Origin of the sequence: Sphingobacterium sp. ML3W, from assembly GCF_000747525.1 — a bacterium.
In the GTDB taxonomy this organism is placed as follows: Bacteria; Bacteroidota; Bacteroidia; order Sphingobacteriales; family Sphingobacteriaceae; genus Sphingobacterium.
Genome location: NZ_CP009278.1, coordinates 4,638,693 through 4,657,338, shown reverse-complemented (window position 1 = coordinate 4,657,338; position 18,646 = coordinate 4,638,693). Strand labels below are relative to the sequence as shown.

Annotated in this window: 15 protein-coding genes; 11 read left to right on the top strand and 4 right to left on the bottom strand. The window is 36.3% G+C overall.

The annotated features are described in order from the left end of the window. Window positions 1-4: 4 nt before the first annotated feature. On the top strand, window positions 5-559 hold the full coding sequence (locus KO02_RS19935; protein WP_038703059.1) for a thioredoxin family protein: 555 nt from the start codon (window positions 5-7) through the stop codon (window positions 557-559). Window positions 560-576: 17 nt separating this feature from the next. Here the strand turns inward: KO02_RS19935 and KO02_RS22990 are convergent, their stop codons facing one another. Both KO02_RS22990 and KO02_RS19925 read right to left on the bottom strand, forming a co-directional pair. Further along, on the bottom strand, window positions 577-1,455 hold the full coding sequence (locus tag KO02_RS22990) for a GLPGLI family protein (RefSeq protein WP_051960090.1): 879 nt from the start codon (window positions 1,453-1,455) through the stop codon (window positions 577-579). Continuing rightward, complete coding sequence (locus KO02_RS19925; protein ID WP_038701147.1) at window positions 1,448-4,057, bottom strand: outer membrane beta-barrel protein; 2,610 nt, start codon at window positions 4,055-4,057, stop codon at window positions 1,448-1,450. Before KO02_RS19925 ends, KO02_RS22990 begins: the two co-directional genes overlap by 8 nt. A gap of 270 nt (window positions 4,058-4,327) precedes the next feature. Between KO02_RS19925 and KO02_RS19920 the strand changes: the two genes are divergently transcribed. From KO02_RS19920 to KO02_RS19910, 3 genes are all read left to right on the top strand, one after another. Next, a complete protein-coding gene (locus KO02_RS19920; protein WP_038701145.1) occupies window positions 4,328-4,681 on the top strand; it encodes an MmcQ/YjbR family DNA-binding protein in 354 nt (117 codons plus the stop codon). Window positions 4,682-4,842: 161 nt separating this feature from the next. Continuing rightward, a complete protein-coding gene (locus KO02_RS19915; RefSeq protein ID WP_051960087.1) occupies window positions 4,843-6,042 on the top strand; it encodes a PCMD domain-containing protein in 1,200 nt (399 codons plus the stop codon). Window positions 6,043-6,047: 5 nt separating this feature from the next. After that, the gene (locus KO02_RS19910) at window positions 6,048-6,806 is read left to right on the top strand and encodes a porin family protein (RefSeq protein ID WP_235212295.1); all 759 of its coding nucleotides are present in this window, start codon (window positions 6,048-6,050) and stop codon (window positions 6,804-6,806) included. Between the two features lie 105 nt (window positions 6,807-6,911). On the opposite strand, the gene KO02_RS19905 is transcribed toward KO02_RS19910, so the two are convergent. Beyond that, window positions 6,912-7,874, bottom strand: a complete 963-nt coding sequence (locus KO02_RS19905) for an isopenicillin N synthase family dioxygenase (protein ID WP_038701138.1) — start codon at window positions 7,872-7,874, stop codon at window positions 6,912-6,914. Between the two features lie 290 nt (window positions 7,875-8,164). Between KO02_RS19905 and KO02_RS19900 the strand changes: the two genes are divergently transcribed. The 6 genes from KO02_RS19900 (at window position 8,165) to KO02_RS19880 (ending at window position 15,992) form a co-directional block, all read left to right on the top strand. Next, entirely contained in the window at window positions 8,165-8,614 is a 450-nt protein-coding gene (locus tag KO02_RS19900) for a MarR family winged helix-turn-helix transcriptional regulator (RefSeq protein ID WP_038701136.1), read from the top strand. A gap of 39 nt (window positions 8,615-8,653) precedes the next feature. Next, window positions 8,654-11,080, top strand: coding sequence for a 3-hydroxyacyl-CoA dehydrogenase/enoyl-CoA hydratase family protein (locus tag KO02_RS19895; RefSeq protein ID WP_038701134.1), 2,427 nt, complete (start codon window positions 8,654-8,656; stop codon window positions 11,078-11,080). 62 nt (window positions 11,081-11,142) lie between these two features. After that, window positions 11,143-11,253: a four helix bundle protein gene (locus tag KO02_RS24410; RefSeq protein WP_081918503.1), complete on the top strand. Its 111-nt coding sequence runs from the start codon at window positions 11,143-11,145 to the stop codon at window positions 11,251-11,253. 114 nt (window positions 11,254-11,367) lie between these two features. Then, a complete protein-coding gene (locus tag KO02_RS19890; protein ID WP_038701132.1) occupies window positions 11,368-12,543 on the top strand; it encodes an acetyl-CoA C-acyltransferase in 1,176 nt (391 codons plus the stop codon). A gap of 275 nt (window positions 12,544-12,818) precedes the next feature. After that, complete coding sequence (locus KO02_RS19885) at window positions 12,819-14,597, top strand: acyl-CoA dehydrogenase family protein (protein ID WP_038701130.1); 1,779 nt, start codon at window positions 12,819-12,821, stop codon at window positions 14,595-14,597. A gap of 138 nt (window positions 14,598-14,735) precedes the next feature. Next, the gene (locus tag KO02_RS19880; protein ID WP_038701128.1) at window positions 14,736-15,992 is read left to right on the top strand and encodes a YeiH family protein; all 1,257 of its coding nucleotides are present in this window, start codon (window positions 14,736-14,738) and stop codon (window positions 15,990-15,992) included. Window positions 15,993-16,144: 152 nt separating this feature from the next. On the opposite strand, the gene putP is transcribed toward KO02_RS19880, so the two are convergent. Continuing rightward, complete coding sequence (gene putP, locus KO02_RS19875; protein WP_038703055.1) at window positions 16,145-17,641, bottom strand: sodium/proline symporter PutP; 1,497 nt, start codon at window positions 17,639-17,641, stop codon at window positions 16,145-16,147. A gap of 468 nt (window positions 17,642-18,109) precedes the next feature. On the opposite strand from putP, the gene KO02_RS19870 reads away from it, so the two are divergent. Further along, the gene (locus KO02_RS19870) at window positions 18,110-18,646 is read left to right on the top strand and encodes an RNA polymerase sigma factor (protein ID WP_038703053.1); all 537 of its coding nucleotides are present in this window, start codon (window positions 18,110-18,112) and stop codon (window positions 18,644-18,646) included.

Below are 18,646 nucleotides of genomic sequence, written 5' to 3'. Positions count from 1 at the left end.
TAATATGAATTTCAAAACATATTTATCCTATTTTCAAGCCGTTTTAGAAAACCCTACTCAATATGAAGGTTATCAAGATGAGGAAATTTTGATGTATACCAAATTGAATTGGTCAAGAATGAATCGTTGGCTGAAAAAGTTTGAACCTAATCCTGAAACAATCACTGTTATATCCACGATAGCAACAAAGCAACATTGGATATTGATAACAGAACCTTGGTGTGGTGATGCGGCTCATGCTGTACCCATGATCTACCAAATGGTGAAAAACAATCCTTTTATTGAATTGGATATTCAATTGCGTGATTCCGAGCCCTTTACAATTGATGGGTATATGACAAATGGAGGGAAATCCATTCCGAAGTTAATCATCCGTAATGAGCAAGAAGAAGATATAGCAGTCTGGGGTCCCCGCCCACAAGGGTGTACAGATTTGTTTATCAATATGAAAGAAAAGGGAGCCGAATTCAACGATATAAAAGAAGAAATTCAGAAATGGTATAACCAGGATAAGGGAATTGCTATACAACAGGAGTTGGTTATTGCCTTAACCAAGTAGATATTAGAACAGGTTATTTAATAAATAACCTGTTCTAATATTTGTCTTCTCTGCAGCGACTCATTGTTCCCTCTTCCTCTAAACATGGTGTTGGAAAGTAATTTGAAAAAATCATTGGCAGTCATTTCTTTTGCCTTTTTATCTTTCCACGAATTGGATAGCGCATCATTTGTAAATTCCACTTCTGTAGCCCAATAATTGATATGCATTTCAGGTATGACAAGCCCTAAGATCATCCCAGGTAATCCTCCAGTTAGAACGGGCCCTCCAGACACTGGGATTTCCTCCGTATAAAATGCAATGAGATATAAAGAATCTTTAGTAGCACCATTTACACGCCTACACTCATACCCTGCAATTGTTCTAAATTCATCTGTATAGCGCCAGGTGACATCTTGAAGGCTATCCTTGATAATTATTTTTTCGTCTATTTGAAGCTGTATCTCAGAGGTCTTAGACTTGATATTTTGAAAATAAGTTTTATCTCCCATCTTACCATTACCCCTCATGAATCGGCTATTGGCATTGTTACCTCTATTTCTTTGTGCCGATCCCATATTTCCACGCAAACCTCCGGAGCTACGTCCGTTAGTTGTTACAACCTTAGCTGCCCCCGATTTACTCGGGGTATCTTCGGCTTCAGGTTGCATCAGTGTTTGGTTTTGATCAAACTTTAAGACAAAATTTGAGGTTGAACTTTCAGGCATTTCGTCGATATTCCCCATGTACATCATCCCTCTATTGCCATTATGTTTTGCCATGAGTTCGCGCATCCGCGCTTTCGTATAGACCACTTTTTCAAAATGGATAGTTCCCTTTGTAGCAAAGTAAACGTTTTGGGCAAATGAATCGGTGCCCAATACGATAAGAACAAAACAAATTAGTAATCTAGTCATTTTTCTTTCCTAAGTTTTTGTTAAAATCCCATTTCAATCCAAGCATAAAATATTGTGTCATCAGTTGCTGTTGCGATTCAGAAAAATTACTGCTATTAAAGGATCTATTTACAGTATTGAAAGTTTTAAAAATATCAAAAGCTTTTAAGCTCAATTGCAGATTATTACTCATCAATTTTTTATTGAGCTCCAGATTCATATAAAACTGATGGATCGCTTTTGTGAAAACTTTGTTTTTACCCGTAAAGCCATAGTTGATAACTTGTACCAAATCAAATTTGAAAGGTAAAAAATATTTAATATCCGTATTCATGTTAGTCCTGAGACTATTGTTATTTAATTCCGGTTTCAAGAGCGTCTCCTGGCGATCCACACCGATGCTACTGAAGAAGTTGAAATCAACAACTTTAGAATTTTGTTTATTCAATCCAAAGCCTATACTTGCATTGTAATTTTTCGAATTGTTGAGCTCCCCATTGATAAAATCATAACTATTCCCATAGTTTAGATTAGCATTCGGATTGAACTGAAGTAAATTATTGAAGAGGGGTTTGCTGTATCCTGAATAGACTCTGGCAGACCAGTTAATCTTATCTTTTATGTTCTCGTAGTTACTAGTGGTTACCCCGGTCGTATCAAGAACCCTCTTGTTTGCAATCGGGTTATGCGTCGTTGTAATTCCGGCATTTATATTGAAACTCGAACTTTTTAAAATACTAAAGCTATTGAAGTTAAAGTTATAGGCATTTTCGGTAGATTTCTTTAGATCAGGATTTCCTAATTGTATAAACAAAGGGTTTGTTAACGGTTGTAATGATTGTAATTGCCCAAAAGTCGGAATCCTGTTTGATGTATTGTAGCTGACCATCAGGTTCTTATTTAATGTCAATTTGTAATTGACATTCATGTTGAGGTTATTGTCCCAAAAGTTGCGGTTTAAATTAATATCACGGTAGCTATCTATTAATTTTTGGTTTTTATAGCTTATTGTATTAGAGAAGTTGATGTTTAACTTATCCTGTATGTTGTAATTCAATTGAATGTTTGCTCCTTGATTTAGATTTCTGTTTTCTTCATTTTTAGAATATAATGAATCTAGTATCGTATACTCCCGATCAATATCCGCATTGAAGGAGTTGTTAAGACTTTTAGAAATAGCGGTATTCATGGTATAACCTAAGGTTAAGTACAAGTCTTGAAATAGTTTTTCATGGAAATTTAAAGAAGTTCCGATTCGATTGTTGGTGCTTGAGTTAATGCGTTGTTGATCCAGAAGTTCTACTTTATCCAGAATGACGCTATCAAGTAATCCTATTTTATAAAAATTGGTTGTAGAGTTTACTTGAGCGATAGATTTATTTTGCGATAACTGGGTGTTAAACTGCACATTGAACGATCGTCCATTATTATTCAGTCTTCTCCTATAATTAATACGGAATTCTGCATTATCATTATTTCCATTTGAAGTGTTATTTTCTTTAAATGTATTGGTTAAGGTAGTATCGTTATTGGTAATGCGCCTCTCTGAAGTATTATTGTTCTGAGAGTTGGATGTTCCGGCGTTGAATTGCACGTCAAGGTTCTGGATAGAATCAATCTTGAAGCGCACTCGAGTTCGAAAATTATTATTTTTACTATCTGATTCCGAGGTGTTACTTTCGGTTGTTTCACGTGTTTTATCTGGAAAAACTTCTTTACTATAAGACTCTCTTTCATTTGAATTACTATTATTATTGAAATTGTAACTCGAATTTAGAGACAATCTTTTATTGAGAAACACATTGTCATAATTGACACCGATGTTTTTATATTCAGGCTTACCTTGAATACTTGAATTTGAACGAATACGAGAATCATTTCCAGCACCCATATTATTCCAATTTCCAGTTAGTCCAATGCGTTCCGTCCGATTGAATTTGGCAGCAAAGAGCCCAATGTCAAATAATCCCTTAGTCCCAATAGCTGCATTCGCATTTCCAAAAATACCTTTTCTGGCCTCTTCTTTTAGAACAACATTAACAGTTTTGATACGTACACCATCATCTACTCCTGTTAATTCTGCCTCATCAGATTTTTTTTCATAGACCTGCACTTTATCAACTGCATCTGCGCGTACATTTCGGATGGCTATTTTCGGGTCGTAACCAAAAAACTCCTCTCCATCTATTAAAACTTTTGATACTGTTTTACCTTGTGCAGTGATGGTTCCATCTGAAGAGATGGTCATCCCAGGCAATCTTCTAAGGAGGTCCTCCAATTTGGAGTTTTTTTCAGTTTCAAAACTAGAAGCATTGTATTCGATAGTATCACCTTTTATTTTTATCGGAAGCTTGTGCGTTATAACGACCTCCTCAAGAATATTTGCTCTAGAACTCAATTTAATATCATTTAAATCCACTTTGCCTTCATCAATAACTATGACGTCACTAAATAGTTCAAATTTTGGGTAAGTTATAAGTATCCGATATGAACCCTTTTCAAGTTGCTGTATTGAAAAATTTCCAACGTCATTTGTGCGTGTAAATGTCTTTAAAATAGAATCTTGAGCAGTAAGTAATATTATAGAAGCATTTACGAGTGGTTTATTTTCACCTTTGTCCATGACTTTACCCTTAATAGAAGATTGGCCAAAACTTAATGATGTACAAAAACATAAAAGGAGAAAAAGTATCCTGCGCATAACGTAATTTAGGTGAAGTTATCTCGCAAATATAGAATATTAAGCGAATCTTAATAATTCTGTAATCACAATGTTATAAAAAGCATGGATTATTTACAATAATTAACAAATGATGAATCAATTTATGTTCATAGTTACTTCTTAAGTAGTGAGTAATAAATTTTTTCTTAGCTTTATGAAAAAAATGCACATATGAATATAGAGGATTTACGCGAATTTTGTATTGCAAAAAGGGCCGTTACAGAAGAATTACCTTTCGGGCCCGACACCTTAGTATTTAAAGTCGTGGGAAAAGTCTTCCTACTAGTGGGGCTAGACCAAATTGACGTATTATCCTTTAATGTGAAATGCGATCCTGAATATGCGGTGATATTGCGGCAAGAGTTTACACAGACCGTTTTTCCTGGTTATCACATGAATAAAAAACACTGGAATACTGTCCATGCGAATCGCGAATTAGCGGACCAGAAGTTACTGGAGTTGATTGATCATAGTTATGATCTTGTATTCGCTTCATTACCTAGAAAGGTGAAAGATAATCTCTAATAACTGTTGATTTTCCTTTAATTGTCAAGTTTTAGAGACAATAGCTTTTTTTCTCCACGAAATTTAAGTTGTCAGTCCAACAATCTTACCTTTGCGAATTCTAGTTGGAATGCCTTAGCAAGACATTCCTATTTATATATTCTCTCCAAATTAAATATTTGATGAAAAAAATAACTGTTTTATTCACCATGCTGTCTACTCTTTTGTTTGCCAGCTGTGTGAAAGATGAGGCTTTAAATATGGAAGCCGACATTACTGGGATTCATCTAAGTGATAATAAATTATTAAATGACGAAATCCTGCTGTTAGAACCATTAATTTCTAATAATGCTATAGTTTTATATGTGAGACCAGGTATTGATCTTGCGGATTTAAAGATTGATTTTGATGTAACACCAGGAGCAACAGTTTCACTAATTACGGATTCATTACAGAAAGATCCGGAAGAAAGTGATGCAAATAAGGCTATGTTGAAGCAATATTTTGATAAAGGTGTATATTATAAAACGACTTCACAAGATGGTCAATTTTCAAAAAACTACCTCGTGAAGATGCGTCGTACTGAAGGAGGGTTGGTTCCTTTGAATTTTGGATTTGAACAGAGTGAAATAGACAAGGATAATAAGTATGTTACTTTTTATGATGTAATTGATGGTGTGCCTTTTTATAATTGGGCATCTGGAAATGCTAGTTTTTCACTAACGTTAATGATTTCGCAAATTCCACCTACTCCCGAGGCATATCCAACTAAAACTACTAAAGTCAGCCACTCAGGAGAGCAAGCAGTTCTATTAGAAACAAAAACGACGGGTTCGTTTGGAGCAATGTTTGGCAAACCTATAGCTGCAGGCAATTTATTTATAGGCTCATTTGATACGGGTCCTGTTTTAACGGATCCATTGTCTGCAACGCGTTTTGGTATGCCTTTTAATAAAATTCCTTTGTCGTTAGAGGGGTATTTTAAATATACCGCTGGAGCAGTTGTAACAGATGAAAAAATGAATGTCTTGAACATGACGGATTCATGTGATATTTATGCTGTATTGTACAATAGAAAGGAACTGGTAGAATCGCAAAAAGCGATAAAAAAACCATTAGATTATTTGACTGGTCACAATATCCTTAAAGATCCAAGTGTTGTCGCAATTGCTAAACTTCAAAATGGTGCACCAACAGCGGGAAATGATTTCGCAAAATTCAGTATTCCTTTCATTTATTCTACAACAGTAGATGACGTAGCTATCGCTAGCTTGGATTATAATATTGCTATTGTGATGTCTTCAAGTAAATATGGCGATCGTTTTATAGGTGCAGTTGGAAGTAAGTTAATCATTGATGATCTAAAAGTAATTACAAAATAATGAATATGAAATATTATATAATCGCTTTAGTGGTTTCTACATTTACTATGATAGCACAAGCGGATGAAAAAGTCAAGCAGGATACTGTCGGAAATAATTTTAGTATTGATATCATAGCGGGTGGTAAAATCGGAGGAGCTGCTCCTTTATCATTACCAAAGGAAATTCGAAAAATTAATAAATATACCCCTGCAGTGCCATTTCTTTTGGGAGTTAGAGCAAATTACCAAATTGATCAAAAATGGGGAGTAATCTTAGGTTTAACATTTGAAGGTAAGGGCATGAATGCTGATGCTACCGTTAAAGGATATAAAACAACTTTTAATGCGAATGATGATCCTAATGAAAATATGCGAGGTTATTATACAGGTGATATTACAACAAAAGTGCACAACCTTTATCTTTCAGTTCCAGTTTTAGCTACTTATAAATTATCTGAGAAGTGGAATGTTCAAGCAGGTCCTTACATTGCTTTTGCTGTCAAAAGAAAATTCTTTGGAGAGGCTACAAATGGCTATATGCGAAGTGAGGTTCCAACAGGAGAGAAGCTAATTGTCGATGAGGCAGCATATGATTTTTCAAAAAGTGTCCGGAACATTGATGTAGGAGCGAGTTTAGGGACTTCTTATAATATCAATAAGAAATTGTTCGCTTTAGCACAGTTTGATTATGGCTTTAATAACATTATGAAAACTGGTTTTGAAAGTATTAGTTTTGGTATGCACAACATTTTTATGAATGTCGGTATTGGATATAAATTGTGAATATTCTGAGTATTGACAATTGATTATAGTTTTACCATAACAAAAATAAGGCGCTACAGATTAGTCTGTAGCGCCTTATTTTGTTATAAAACACGGTCTTTATTATTACATCTTCAAACCGATCTCTCTCAAGCGTTCGTCCAAGTATTCTCCTGCTGTATAATCAGGGTACGCCTTTGGATAATCTTCGCTGATACAAGAATCGAGACAAGCTAAACTCATCGATGACTTAGGGTGCAAAAAGAAAGGAATGGAGAAACGAGAAGTTCCCATTAATTCGCGAGGAGGATTTACCACACGGTGTGTCGTTGATTTTAATTTGTTATTGGTTAAGCGTTGTAACATGTCGCCCACATTAATCACAATATCTTCACCTTTTGCTTTAATAGGGAACCATTTGCCATCTTTTGTCATTACTTCCAGACCATCCGCACTAGCCCCAATCAATAAAGTAATTAAGTTGATGTCTTCATGTGCTCCTGCACGAACAGCATCAGCAGCTAATTCTTCTGGATTTTTAATCGGAAAGTAATGGATTGCTCTTAAAATTGAATTACCATTGATGACAAATTTTTCGAAGTAGTCTTCTTCTAAATCTAAATAAGTTGCGATAGCTTTTAATAATTCGCGACCAGTATCTTCTAGCTTTTTATATACTTCGCCGGTGATCTCACTGAATCGAGGTAATTCGGCAACTTCCGGATTATCAGGGAAATCAGTTTTACTATATTCTTCACCAACAATCGTCTGTCCTCTTTGCCAAAATTCCTTTAAATCTGGAGTGGTGGAGTCTTTAGCTTTTTCACGGCCTTTTGTCGTGTAGCCCCTTTGTCCTGCAAGTTCGGGAAACTCATACTTTAATTTGGTCGCTGTCGGCAACGAGAAAAATGCCGGAACGATTTGATACAATTCGTCTATTAATTCTTTTGAAAGACCATGATTTGCAATAGTAACGAAACCAGTTTCGTTAAAAGCTTTTCCAATGTCTTGGATAAATTGATTGCGTTGATCTGAATTTCCCTCAGTGAAATTTAGCAAGTCAAGTCTCGGAATATTAACTAAAGCCATACGTTTATGTTTGTTTGTACAAAGGTAACCGATTTAATTTTGAAAATAAAAGCATTAATGTGAGTAACTATAGTGTTGTTTTGCTTAACTTGTTGTTTTGTAGTGTTTAAAAGTTTTCCACATTCTGAAAATATTGCTTTTCTGTAAGTCTATGAGTGAGTTTTGGCAGTTTGGAACAGTGCTACTCATTTCTGACAAGTATTTATTAAAAAATAAAAAAATACTATTTGAATTCTAAGAAAAATAAATTAGATTTGTTATGCTTGCATAGCAATATAATAATATAAATTATGAACCAGAATAAAACTATCGATTATTTTTTAAAAACAGGTTGGCAGACCATAGCTAATAAGTATAACCAAATTGCAGCCCAATATGGTTTTACACAAGCTGCTGGCTATATTTTAATTAATATCCATAAAGAAGGTACTCCAGTATCGCAAATCGCAAATCTTACCGGAGTAAAAACAACTAGTTTGTCTCGTGTGTTAAATAATTTAGAAAAATTGGGATTTATCTATAGGGAAGCAAGTGCATCGGACAAACGATCAGTAAGGGTTTATTTAACCGAATTAGGGAAAGAAAAAAGGGAAATAGCAAAGAATGTCGTTCGTAACTTTAATCACTATTTGGAATTAAATTTATCGGAAAAGGAACGGGCACAACTGATGAAATCTTTGGCTAAATTGAATGAATTAGCCACCGCCTATCAAGAAGAAAACAGTACCATCGATCAATGATTAGGTTAACCTAATTATTGATAATAAACAATTAAATAAATGAGCAGAAACATTAGAAAAGTAGCAGTATTAGGATCTGGGGTAATGGGCTCTAGGATCGCATGCCATTTTGCTAACATTGGTGCGGAAGTATTACTCTTGGATATTGTTCCAAAAGAACTGTTACCCACTGAAACAGCAAAAGGACTTACTTTGGAAAGTAAGGTCGTGCGCAATCGCATTGTCAATCAGTCTTTAGAAACGGCTGTCAAATCTAATCCATCTCCTATTTATAGCAAATCCTTTGTTAAAAGGATTTCGACAGGAAACTTTGATGATAATATGGCAGATATCGCGTCCTGCGATTGGATAATTGAGGTTGTGGTCGAAAGATTGGATATTAAGAAATCTGTGTTTGAACAAGTAGAAAAATACCGTACACCCGGAACTTTAATCACTTCAAATACATCAGGTATTCCCATTCATTTAATGACAGAAGGTAGGTCAGAAGATTTTAAAGATCATTTCTGTGGAACACACTTCTTCAATCCGCCCCGTTATTTACAATTGTTAGAAATTATCCCTACGCCAAACACGAAAGATGAGGTGGTCGATTTCTTGTTGAAATTTGGAGATAAATTTTTAGGTAAAACGGTTGTATTGTGTAAAGATACACCTGCTTTTATTGGAAATAGGATAGGTGTTTATTCCATGCTTGCTTTGACACATTTAGTTGAGCCATTAGGTTTGACTGTGGAAGAAGTAGATAAATATACAGGACCTGCAATGGGACATCCTAAATCTGCAACTTTCCGTACAGCTGATGTCGTGGGCTTAGATACATTGGTCAATGTGGCTAATGGACTCGCACAAAATGCACCCGATGATGAAGCCAAAGGAGTATTTCAATTGCCATCTTTCATAACCAAAATGGTAGAGAATAAGTGGTTGGGTGAGAAAACGAAAAAAGGATTCTATCAAAAGATAAAAGATGCAGAAGGGAATTCTGAAATTCAGGCTTTAAACCTTCAAACACTAGTGTTTGAATCACAAGGGAAAGTTAAATCAACGACCTTGGAAGCGACTAAGCAGGTGGAGGATATTCGTCAGCGAATGAAAGTGTATGAAGAAGGAAAAGATAAAGCAGGGGAATTATTCCGTGCGATGCATTATCCATTATTTGAATATGTATCTAATCGTGTTCCGGAGATTACGGATGATTTTTTCCGTATCGATGATGCAATGCGTGCAGGCTTTGGATGGGAGATAGGACCTTTCGAAGTGTGGGATGCCTTAGGTGTTCGTCAGACAATAGAAAAAATTAAAACAGAAGAAAAACGTCTTCCAGGTCAACGTGGTGAAGTGGCCCAATGGGTACATGCTATGTTGGATGCAGGTTGTGAATCTTTTTATAAAATTGAAAATGGTGTACGTTATTATTATGACATCACTTCCAAATCATACAAACCGATTCCCGGTACTGAGGACTTAATTGTTTTGGATCATATTCGTGATAGCAAGACAATCTGGAAAAATTCAGGAGTTTCAATCATTGACTTAGGAGATGGTATCATCAATTGTGAATTCCATACAAAGATGAATACGATAGGTGGAGATGTCATTCAAGGAGTAAATAAAGCGATTGATTTGGCAGAGAAAGAGTATCGTGGATTGGTGATTTCCAATGAAGGGAAAAATTTCTCCGCAGGTGCAAATATAGGCATGATATTCATGATGGCAGCGGAGCAAGATTATGATGAATTAAACATGGCAGTTCGTGCTTTCCAAAATACTTCTATGCGTATCCGCTATTCATCGATACCCGTGATAGTCGCTCCTTTTCAAATGACACTGGGTGGCGGCTGTGAATTTTCTATGCATGCAGATTTTGTGCAGGCACATGCTGAAACATATATGGGTTTAGTCGAATTTGGTGTTGGCGTTATCCCTGGAGGAGGAGGCACGAAAGAATTTGCTTTACGTGCTTCAGATGAATACAAAGATGATCAAATTGTTCAAAATACGTTAAAGGACCGTTTCTTGACTATAGGTACTGCAAAAGTATCGACTTCGGCAGTAGAGGCTTTTGAATTAGGTTATTTACAGCAAGGTAAATATGCCATTACTATGAATAAGGCAAGACTCATTGCCGATGCTAAAGAAAAAGCTTTGGAATTGGCAAATGCTGGATACCTGCAACCTGTACAACGAACAGATATTAAGGTATTAGGAAAACAAGGTCTTGGTATAGTATATGTTGGAGCAAGCTCAATGCGGGCGGGAAATTATATCTCGGATCATGATAAAAAGATTTCAGAAAAACTAGGAACAGTTTTATGTGGTGGCGAATTGTCTGCACCAACAGAAGTCTCAGAGCAATATTTATTGGATTTAGAGCGAAAAGCTTTTCTTGAGTTATGTGCGGAACGGAAAACATTGGAGCGGATTCAATTTATGTTAACAAAAGGAAAACCGTTAAGAAATTAGTATTTAGAAATGCATCAATAACAAGGAATTGAAAATTTGGCAAAAAGCAATAACTTTTATTTCTGATATATAAAAGGTTACATCGATTTTTCCAGATAAGGAGAAATTTAATCAGTCAGATTAATCGTGCCGCGGTTTCAATTCCTTCGAACATAGCAGAGGAAGCAGCATGAAATTCAAGCAAAGAATTAATTCAGTTTCTTTCCATAGTACATGGATCTAATTAGGAAGTCGAGACACAGTTAATTATATCAAAAAACTCAGGTTATATAACTACTCATATTATTATGGAAGCATATATTGTAGCAGGATATCGTACGGCAGTAGGGAAAGCACCTCGTGGTGGATTTCGTTTTATGCGTGCAGATGATTTGGCCGCGGATGTTATCAAGCACTTGGTAGCATCAGTTCCAAATTTAAATAAAGAAGAAATTGACGATGTAATCGTTGGAAATGCAATGCCAGAAGCAGAACAAGGATTGAATGTAGGGCGTTTAATATCGCTTATGGGCTTAGAGACGGATAAGGTCCCAGGAGTCACTGTGAATCGTTACTGTGCCTCTGGACTGGAAACAATAGCCACAGCTGTAGCGAAAATAAAAGCAGGCATGGCCGATTGTATTATTGCTGGAGGTGTTGAAGTGATGTCGGGTATGCCTTTTGGAGGATGGAAAATTGTTCCAAATCCTGAAGTAGCCAAGAAAAACCCAGATTGGTATTGGGGGATGGGGCTTACCGCCGAAGCCGTTGCAAAAGAATATCATATATCTCGCGAAGATCAAGATGCATTTTCTTTAAAATCACACCAGAAAGCTATTGAAGCCATTAAGAATGGACACTTGAAAGATGGTGTTGTGCCTATAACAGTGAAAGAGAATTATCTAAAGGATGGAAAAAAAATAGAGACACGAGAGTATGTCGTGGACACTGATGAAGGACCACGTGCGGACTCCTCTCTTGAGGTATTAGCAAAGTTACGACCTGTTTTTGCCGCCGATGGTGTGGTGACAGCCGGAAATTCTTCTCAAACCTCAGATGGAGCAGCTTTTGTTTTAGTGCTTTCAGAGAAAAAAATGAATGAATTAAATCTGAAACCAATAGCGCGTCTTGTGAGCTATGCAGTGGCAGGTGTACCACCTCGTATTATGGGGATTGGTCCCATTGTAGCGATACCCAAAGCTTTGAAAATGGCAGGATTGAAGAAAGAGGATATCGATTTGTTTGAGTTGAATGAAGCTTTTGCTTCACAATCTTTAGCCGTTATCCGTGAGTTGGGTTTGGATGAAGAAAAAGTCAATGTTAATGGAGGTGCTATTGCTTTAGGACACCCATTGGGGTGTACCGGTGCTAAATTGACAGTTCAAATATTGAATGAATTAAAGCGTAGAAATAAAAAATATGGTATGGTCACCATGTGTGTTGGAACTGGACAGGGAGCAGCAGGTATTTTTGAGTTGTTATAGTTGTACCATTTTTTAGCACTTCCTAGCGCGATAAAAGCTTTTTAAGTTCATAGAATAAGGACGTGATACATGATGTGAAAATTATAGGAAGACATGGTTTCTAAATTGAAATCAAATGGATTTCTGCAGATTGATTTGAATATATTCATCAGCCTAAGTAAATGATTGAAGCTGTATGGGCAATTCAAAAAAAGAGTAACAATATTTTTTTAAAACAATAGAAGCAAAGAAATAGGGCATCGTCTTTATCCTTTGCACTTTAATCAGAAAAAATTATGAGTAACACAATTAAAGGCGGAGAATTTGTAATCAAAGAAACCTCTTATACAGATATTTTTATTCCTGAAGAATTTGACGAAGAAGCAAGGATGATTCGTCAAACGTGTATTGATTTTTTAGAAACAGAAGTTTTAAATAAATTAGATCGTATCGATGCCCAAGAAGAGGGACTGATGCCGAGTTTAATGGATAAAGCTGGTGAGTTGGGTATGTTAAGTGTATCTATACCAGAAGAATATGGTGGTTTTGGTAAAAATTTCAATACCTCCATGTTAGTGGCCGATGCAGTAGGAGGTGGATTTTCCTTTGCTGTTGCTTTATCTGCACATACAGGGATAGGTACTTTACCTATTTTATATTACGGTAATGCTGCTCAAAAGGCAAAATATATTCCAAAATTAGCGTCAGGTGAATGGAAGGCTTCCTATTGTTTGACAGAACCTAATTCGGGTTCCGATGCCAATTCTGGCCGTACAGCAGCAAAATTAAATGTAGCAGGTACTCATTACGTTATCAATGGCCAAAAGATGTGGATTACAAATGGAGGTTTTGCCGATATTTTTATTGTTTTTGCTAAAATTGATGATGATAAGAATTTGACTGCTTTTATTGTCGAAAAAGATTTCGGGGGAATTAGTATGAACCCTGAAGAACATAAATTAGGAATCAAAGGCTCTTCCACACGTCAGGTTTTTTTCAATGATTGTGAAGTTCCTATTGAAAACATGCTTTCCGAAAGGGAGAATGGTTTTAAAATAGCCGTTAATATCTTAAATATCGGCCGTATAAAATTAGGGGCTGCAACCATTGGTTCATCGCGAATGGTCATTACACAGGCTGTTAAATATGCAAATGAACGTGTGCAGTTTAATTTGCCTATTTCCAAATTTGGAGCTATTCGTTACAAATTGGCCGAGATGGCGACACGCTTGTTTGCAACAGAATCAGCGGCATATCGTGCTGGTCAGAATATTGATGATGCACATGAGTCCCTAGTTGCGGGTGGCATGGAGGAAGCGAAAGCAAAATTGAAATCGGTAGAACAATTTGCCATTGAGTGTGCTATTATTAAAGTCTGGTGCTCTGAAATGTTGGATTATGTAGTCGATGAAGGCGTGCAGATTTATGGCGGTATGGGCTATTCGGCAGAAGCACCAATGGAACGTGCCTATCGTGATTCTCGTATCAACCGTATTTTTGAAGGTACAAATGAGGTAAATCGTTTATTGGTCGTAGATATGTTATTGAAACGAGCTATGAAAGGTGAGATTGATTTAATGGGGCCGGCATCAGCAGTTGCAGCAGAACTGTTGGCTATTCCTGATTTTGGTGAAGAGGATGCGACTCCATTTGCAGCAGAGAAGAAAATTATTGCTAACCTGAAAAAAGCAGGATTGCTAATAGCAGGAGCTGCGGTTCAAAAACTGATGATGTCGCTATCTAAAGAACAGGAGATTTTGATGAATATCGCCGATGTGATTGGTTATATCTACATCGCTGAATCTGCGCTATTGCGTGCAGAGAAGTTGTATCATACAAAAGGGCCTGAAGAAAGTGCAGACGCAACAGATATGGCTAAAATCTACCTGTACTCCACAGTCGATAAAGTTAATGTCGCTGGAAAAGAAGCGTTGAATTCATTTGCTGAAGGAGATGAACTTAAAATGATGTTAGTTGGACTGCGACGTTTTACAAAGTCAGAACCATTTAATGTAAAAGAAGCACGTCAGCGAATTGCGAAGAAATTGATTGATGCAAATAAATATTGTTTTTAGGTTTTAAAAGGTTATTATAAATAAAAAAAGCCATGGTGTAAAGACCACGGCTTTTTTATTTGGTAACTTTTTCGTTTAGGAGTTGCCCACAAGGATAATATTTCTAAATTTGGGGTTTCAAAATTAAAACCTTTATACATGTCATCTTCGAAATCATTCTCAATAGCTGAGGATTGGGTAGTTGTTATCTTAGGCTTAGGAATTGTATTCTTGGCTATTTTTGGCGTCATTGTACCTCAACCCATTTTCCACTGGCAAAACTTCTCCGAACTTGAGGAACTCGTGTTTGCAACAGACAATCTAGTGGCTATTGCCACGCAATTTGGACTTGTCCTAATGGCGGCTATTTTAGGTGCTTTTCTACTTGGGAAATCAGTCAAAAATTTACTGATTGTATTCCCTACGGTGTATATATTGACCATGTTAGCCTTGATTTTGGCTGGAAATGCTTTCGTGAAAGATTATAACCTAGAAGCCGTTATCTTTAGTTTGGCCATCGGGTTGGTCATCAGTAATTTCTTTAAACTTCCAGACTGGTTTAAGGCCGCATTAAGTACAGAATTATATGTGAAGATTGGGTTGATTCTTTTAGGGACTACCGTGATTTTTGGAGATATACTGAAAGCGGGATCTTTGGGACTTATTCAAGCGTTAGTGGTGGTCATATCGGTGTGGTACTTTGCTTTTTGGGTCTGTAAAAAACTGAAGATTGATAAAGAAATGTCACTCATGTTGTCAAGTGCCGTGTCCATTTGTGGTGTGTCGGCTGCTATTGCGACATCCGGAGCTATTAAGGGCGACAGTAAAAAACTTTCTTATGTCATTTCACTTGTATTGATTACGGCTATCCCCATGATGATTTTCATGCCCTATTTAGCAGATAAGATGGGGCTGTCGCAAGAAGTTACAGGAGCATGGTTAGGAGGTTCTATCGATACTTCGGGTGCTGTAGCTGCCTCTGGTAGTTTGGTTGGAGAAGAAGCCTTAAAAATCAGTACAATTGTTAAGTTCTCACAAAATGTTTTATTAGGAATTGCGGCATTTGCAATTAGTATCTATTGGAGCTATGCGAAATCCGTGGATGATGAGACCAAGAAAGAAAAACCCACATTGAAAATTATCTGGGAGCGATTTCCGAAATTTGTTCTAGGTTTTATTTTTGCGTCATTACTTTTTTCATTTTTCATTTCACCAGAAACAAATGCAGAGATTAAAGGCAGTTTAAAATTTATTCAAGGACTGTGGTTTACATTGGCGTTTACTTCGATCGGTTTAGAAACTAATTTTAAGGATCTTTTTCAGCAGGATAATAAAAAACCGCTATATGCCTTCCTGATTGCACAGACCTTTAATGTAATCGTTACTTTGATCATTGCACTATTGCTATTTCAATAAATGTTGAATAGCATAATTGAAGGAGCATAACGTGATGTATTGCTACGATTGCAGTAATCTGTTTGGTGTTATCTTCATGTGTTACAGTACACATAATCGTATATAAGAAAAGGATAATCCTATTGGGGTTATCCTTTTCTTATAATTTTATTTTAGGATTTTAGTATCTCCTTCACCTGGTCAAATTCATTCTGAATTTCAGAATCGACAGGTTTACTAAGGAGAGAAACAACAACCGTAGTAATAAAACTTAAAATGAAACCAGGTATGATTTCATAAACGTATTTATAATCATGAGGGACATATACCCATAAAAGTACGGTTGCTCCACCCACTAACATGCCCAGTAATCCTGCAGTAGCTGTTGTCCTTTTCCATAGGAGAGATAAAATGATAAGCGGACCAAAGGCTGCTCCAAAACCCGCCCAGGCATTTCCTACTAAATTCAAGATGCTATCCTTTGGATTTAAAGATAATAACAAAGCTACTATCGCAACAATAAGCACAGATATACGACTAACCAACAACATGCGTTTAGCAGAAGCATTTTTATTAAAGAAAGCTTTATAAATATCCTCTGTCATCGAACTCGAAGTGACTAATAATTGGGAAGATATCGTACTCATAACAGCTGCCAAAATTGCCGATAATAGAAACCCTCCAATCAATGGATGAAATAGGGTTCTCGAAAGATGTATGAAAATTGTTTCTGACAATTCCTTCGATTGGTCGAACTGTAACATGGTCGCTGGATCAAATTTATATAGATAAGCGATGCCAAACAGGCCTAATAGCAGTGCTCCACCAACGGTAAGAATCATCCAACTAATCCCTATCTTTTTAGCCTTAGGAATATCCTTAACATCACCGATAGCCATAAAACGAACCAAAATATGCGGTTGTCCAAAATAGCCTAATCCCCAGGCAAGTAATGATACGATGGAAATCGTCGTAGTACCTTTAAAAAGATCTAAATAGTTACTACCCTTACTTGCTATGATATCTAAAGTAGTACCTAGGCCTCCGATTTGAATCACCAATACCACAGGGATGATGACAAGAGCTGTAACCATAATAGTTCCTTGCACAAAATCGGTGAGGCTTACGGCTAAAAAACCACCCAGAAAAGTATAGAGTACAACAACAAAAGTTGTTGCAAATAGTCCGGTATAATAATCCATTCCAAATGCCGACTCAAACAGTCGTCCCCCAGATACCATACCGGCAGAAGTATATAAGGTAAAGAAAACCAGGATGAATATGGAAGACACAATTTTCAATAATTGCGTCTTATCTTTAAATCGATTTTCAAAAAATACGGGAAGGGTAATCGCATTTTGAGCGACCTCTGTATAAACCCTAAGCCGAGGAGCTACAAGGACATAGTTTAAGTATGCACCAATGGTCAATCCTATTGCAATCCAAGCGCTAGATAATCCGGAAAGATACATTGCGCCAGGAAGTCCCATTAACAACCAGCCACTCATATCTGCAGCACCTGCAGATAAAGCGGTGACAGCAGCTCCCATTTTTCGGCCTCCAATTAAAAAATCGTCTGAATTGCAGTTGGATTTTCTCCAAGAGTAGATTCCGATTCCAATCATTAAAGCCATATACAAGCCAATAGCTATTAATTCATATCCATTCATAAGCATATTATTCCTTTATTTACTGTCAAAAAAAACATAAAAAAATTATGCTATTTTAACCGTACGAATATAGCATTATCAATTTAAAGCTTTATGATCACTATGAATCAATCTGTTGTTTTTTGCTTACCAATATTCATTAAAAGAAGTTAAAAACAATGTTTTTCATGAAGTTTAGCCATAACTTTTACGAATTTTATAAGAGATTGCGTCCAGGTAATATAATTTAGAAAAAATGGAATGACTTAATTGAAAAATGAAATTGCTCATTTTTTAAGTCCTTTTGAATCATGAGCAGGCCTAATTGCAGTCGGCGGACAAACGGTCTTAAATTAAAATATGACTGGAGACAGAATACTGTATTCATTTATAGTATGGCAGATTGAACCCAGTATACATAATATATCCCTGAACTATTATGGAATTTCGTACCTTAAAGCATCTATTAATCATAATAACATTCATCGTATGACTGAAAAGGAATTATTAATACAGTATCGCGTTACAGGAGATTTGGATCTTTTGGGGAAATTGTATGCTCCTTATATGTCATTATTGTATGGAGTCTGTTTCAAGTATCTACAAGATCAGGATAAAAGTCAAGATGCTGTTATGTACATTTTTGAAGAATTGATTCGAAAATTACGTATTCATGAGGTCGATAACTTTAAAAGTTGGTTATACACTTTTTCGAGAAATTTTTGTTTGATGCAATTACGTAAAGAAAAAGGAGTGCAGCATGTGGACATTGATGAGCAGGTCGCTATTGGTGTTGACTATTTGGACGATACTGACCCTAAAGAATGGAGTGAAAGTCAATTTGAAAAATTAGAAAGCTGTATGTTGACACTAAAACCAGAACAAGAGCGCTGTATTCGATTGTTTTATTTGGAACAAAAATGTTATAAAGATATCGTCGTTATGACGGGGCTTGATATGAATAAAGTGAAAAGCTATATTCAAAACGGAAAGCGTAATCTGAAAATTTGTATGGAGAATAAGTAA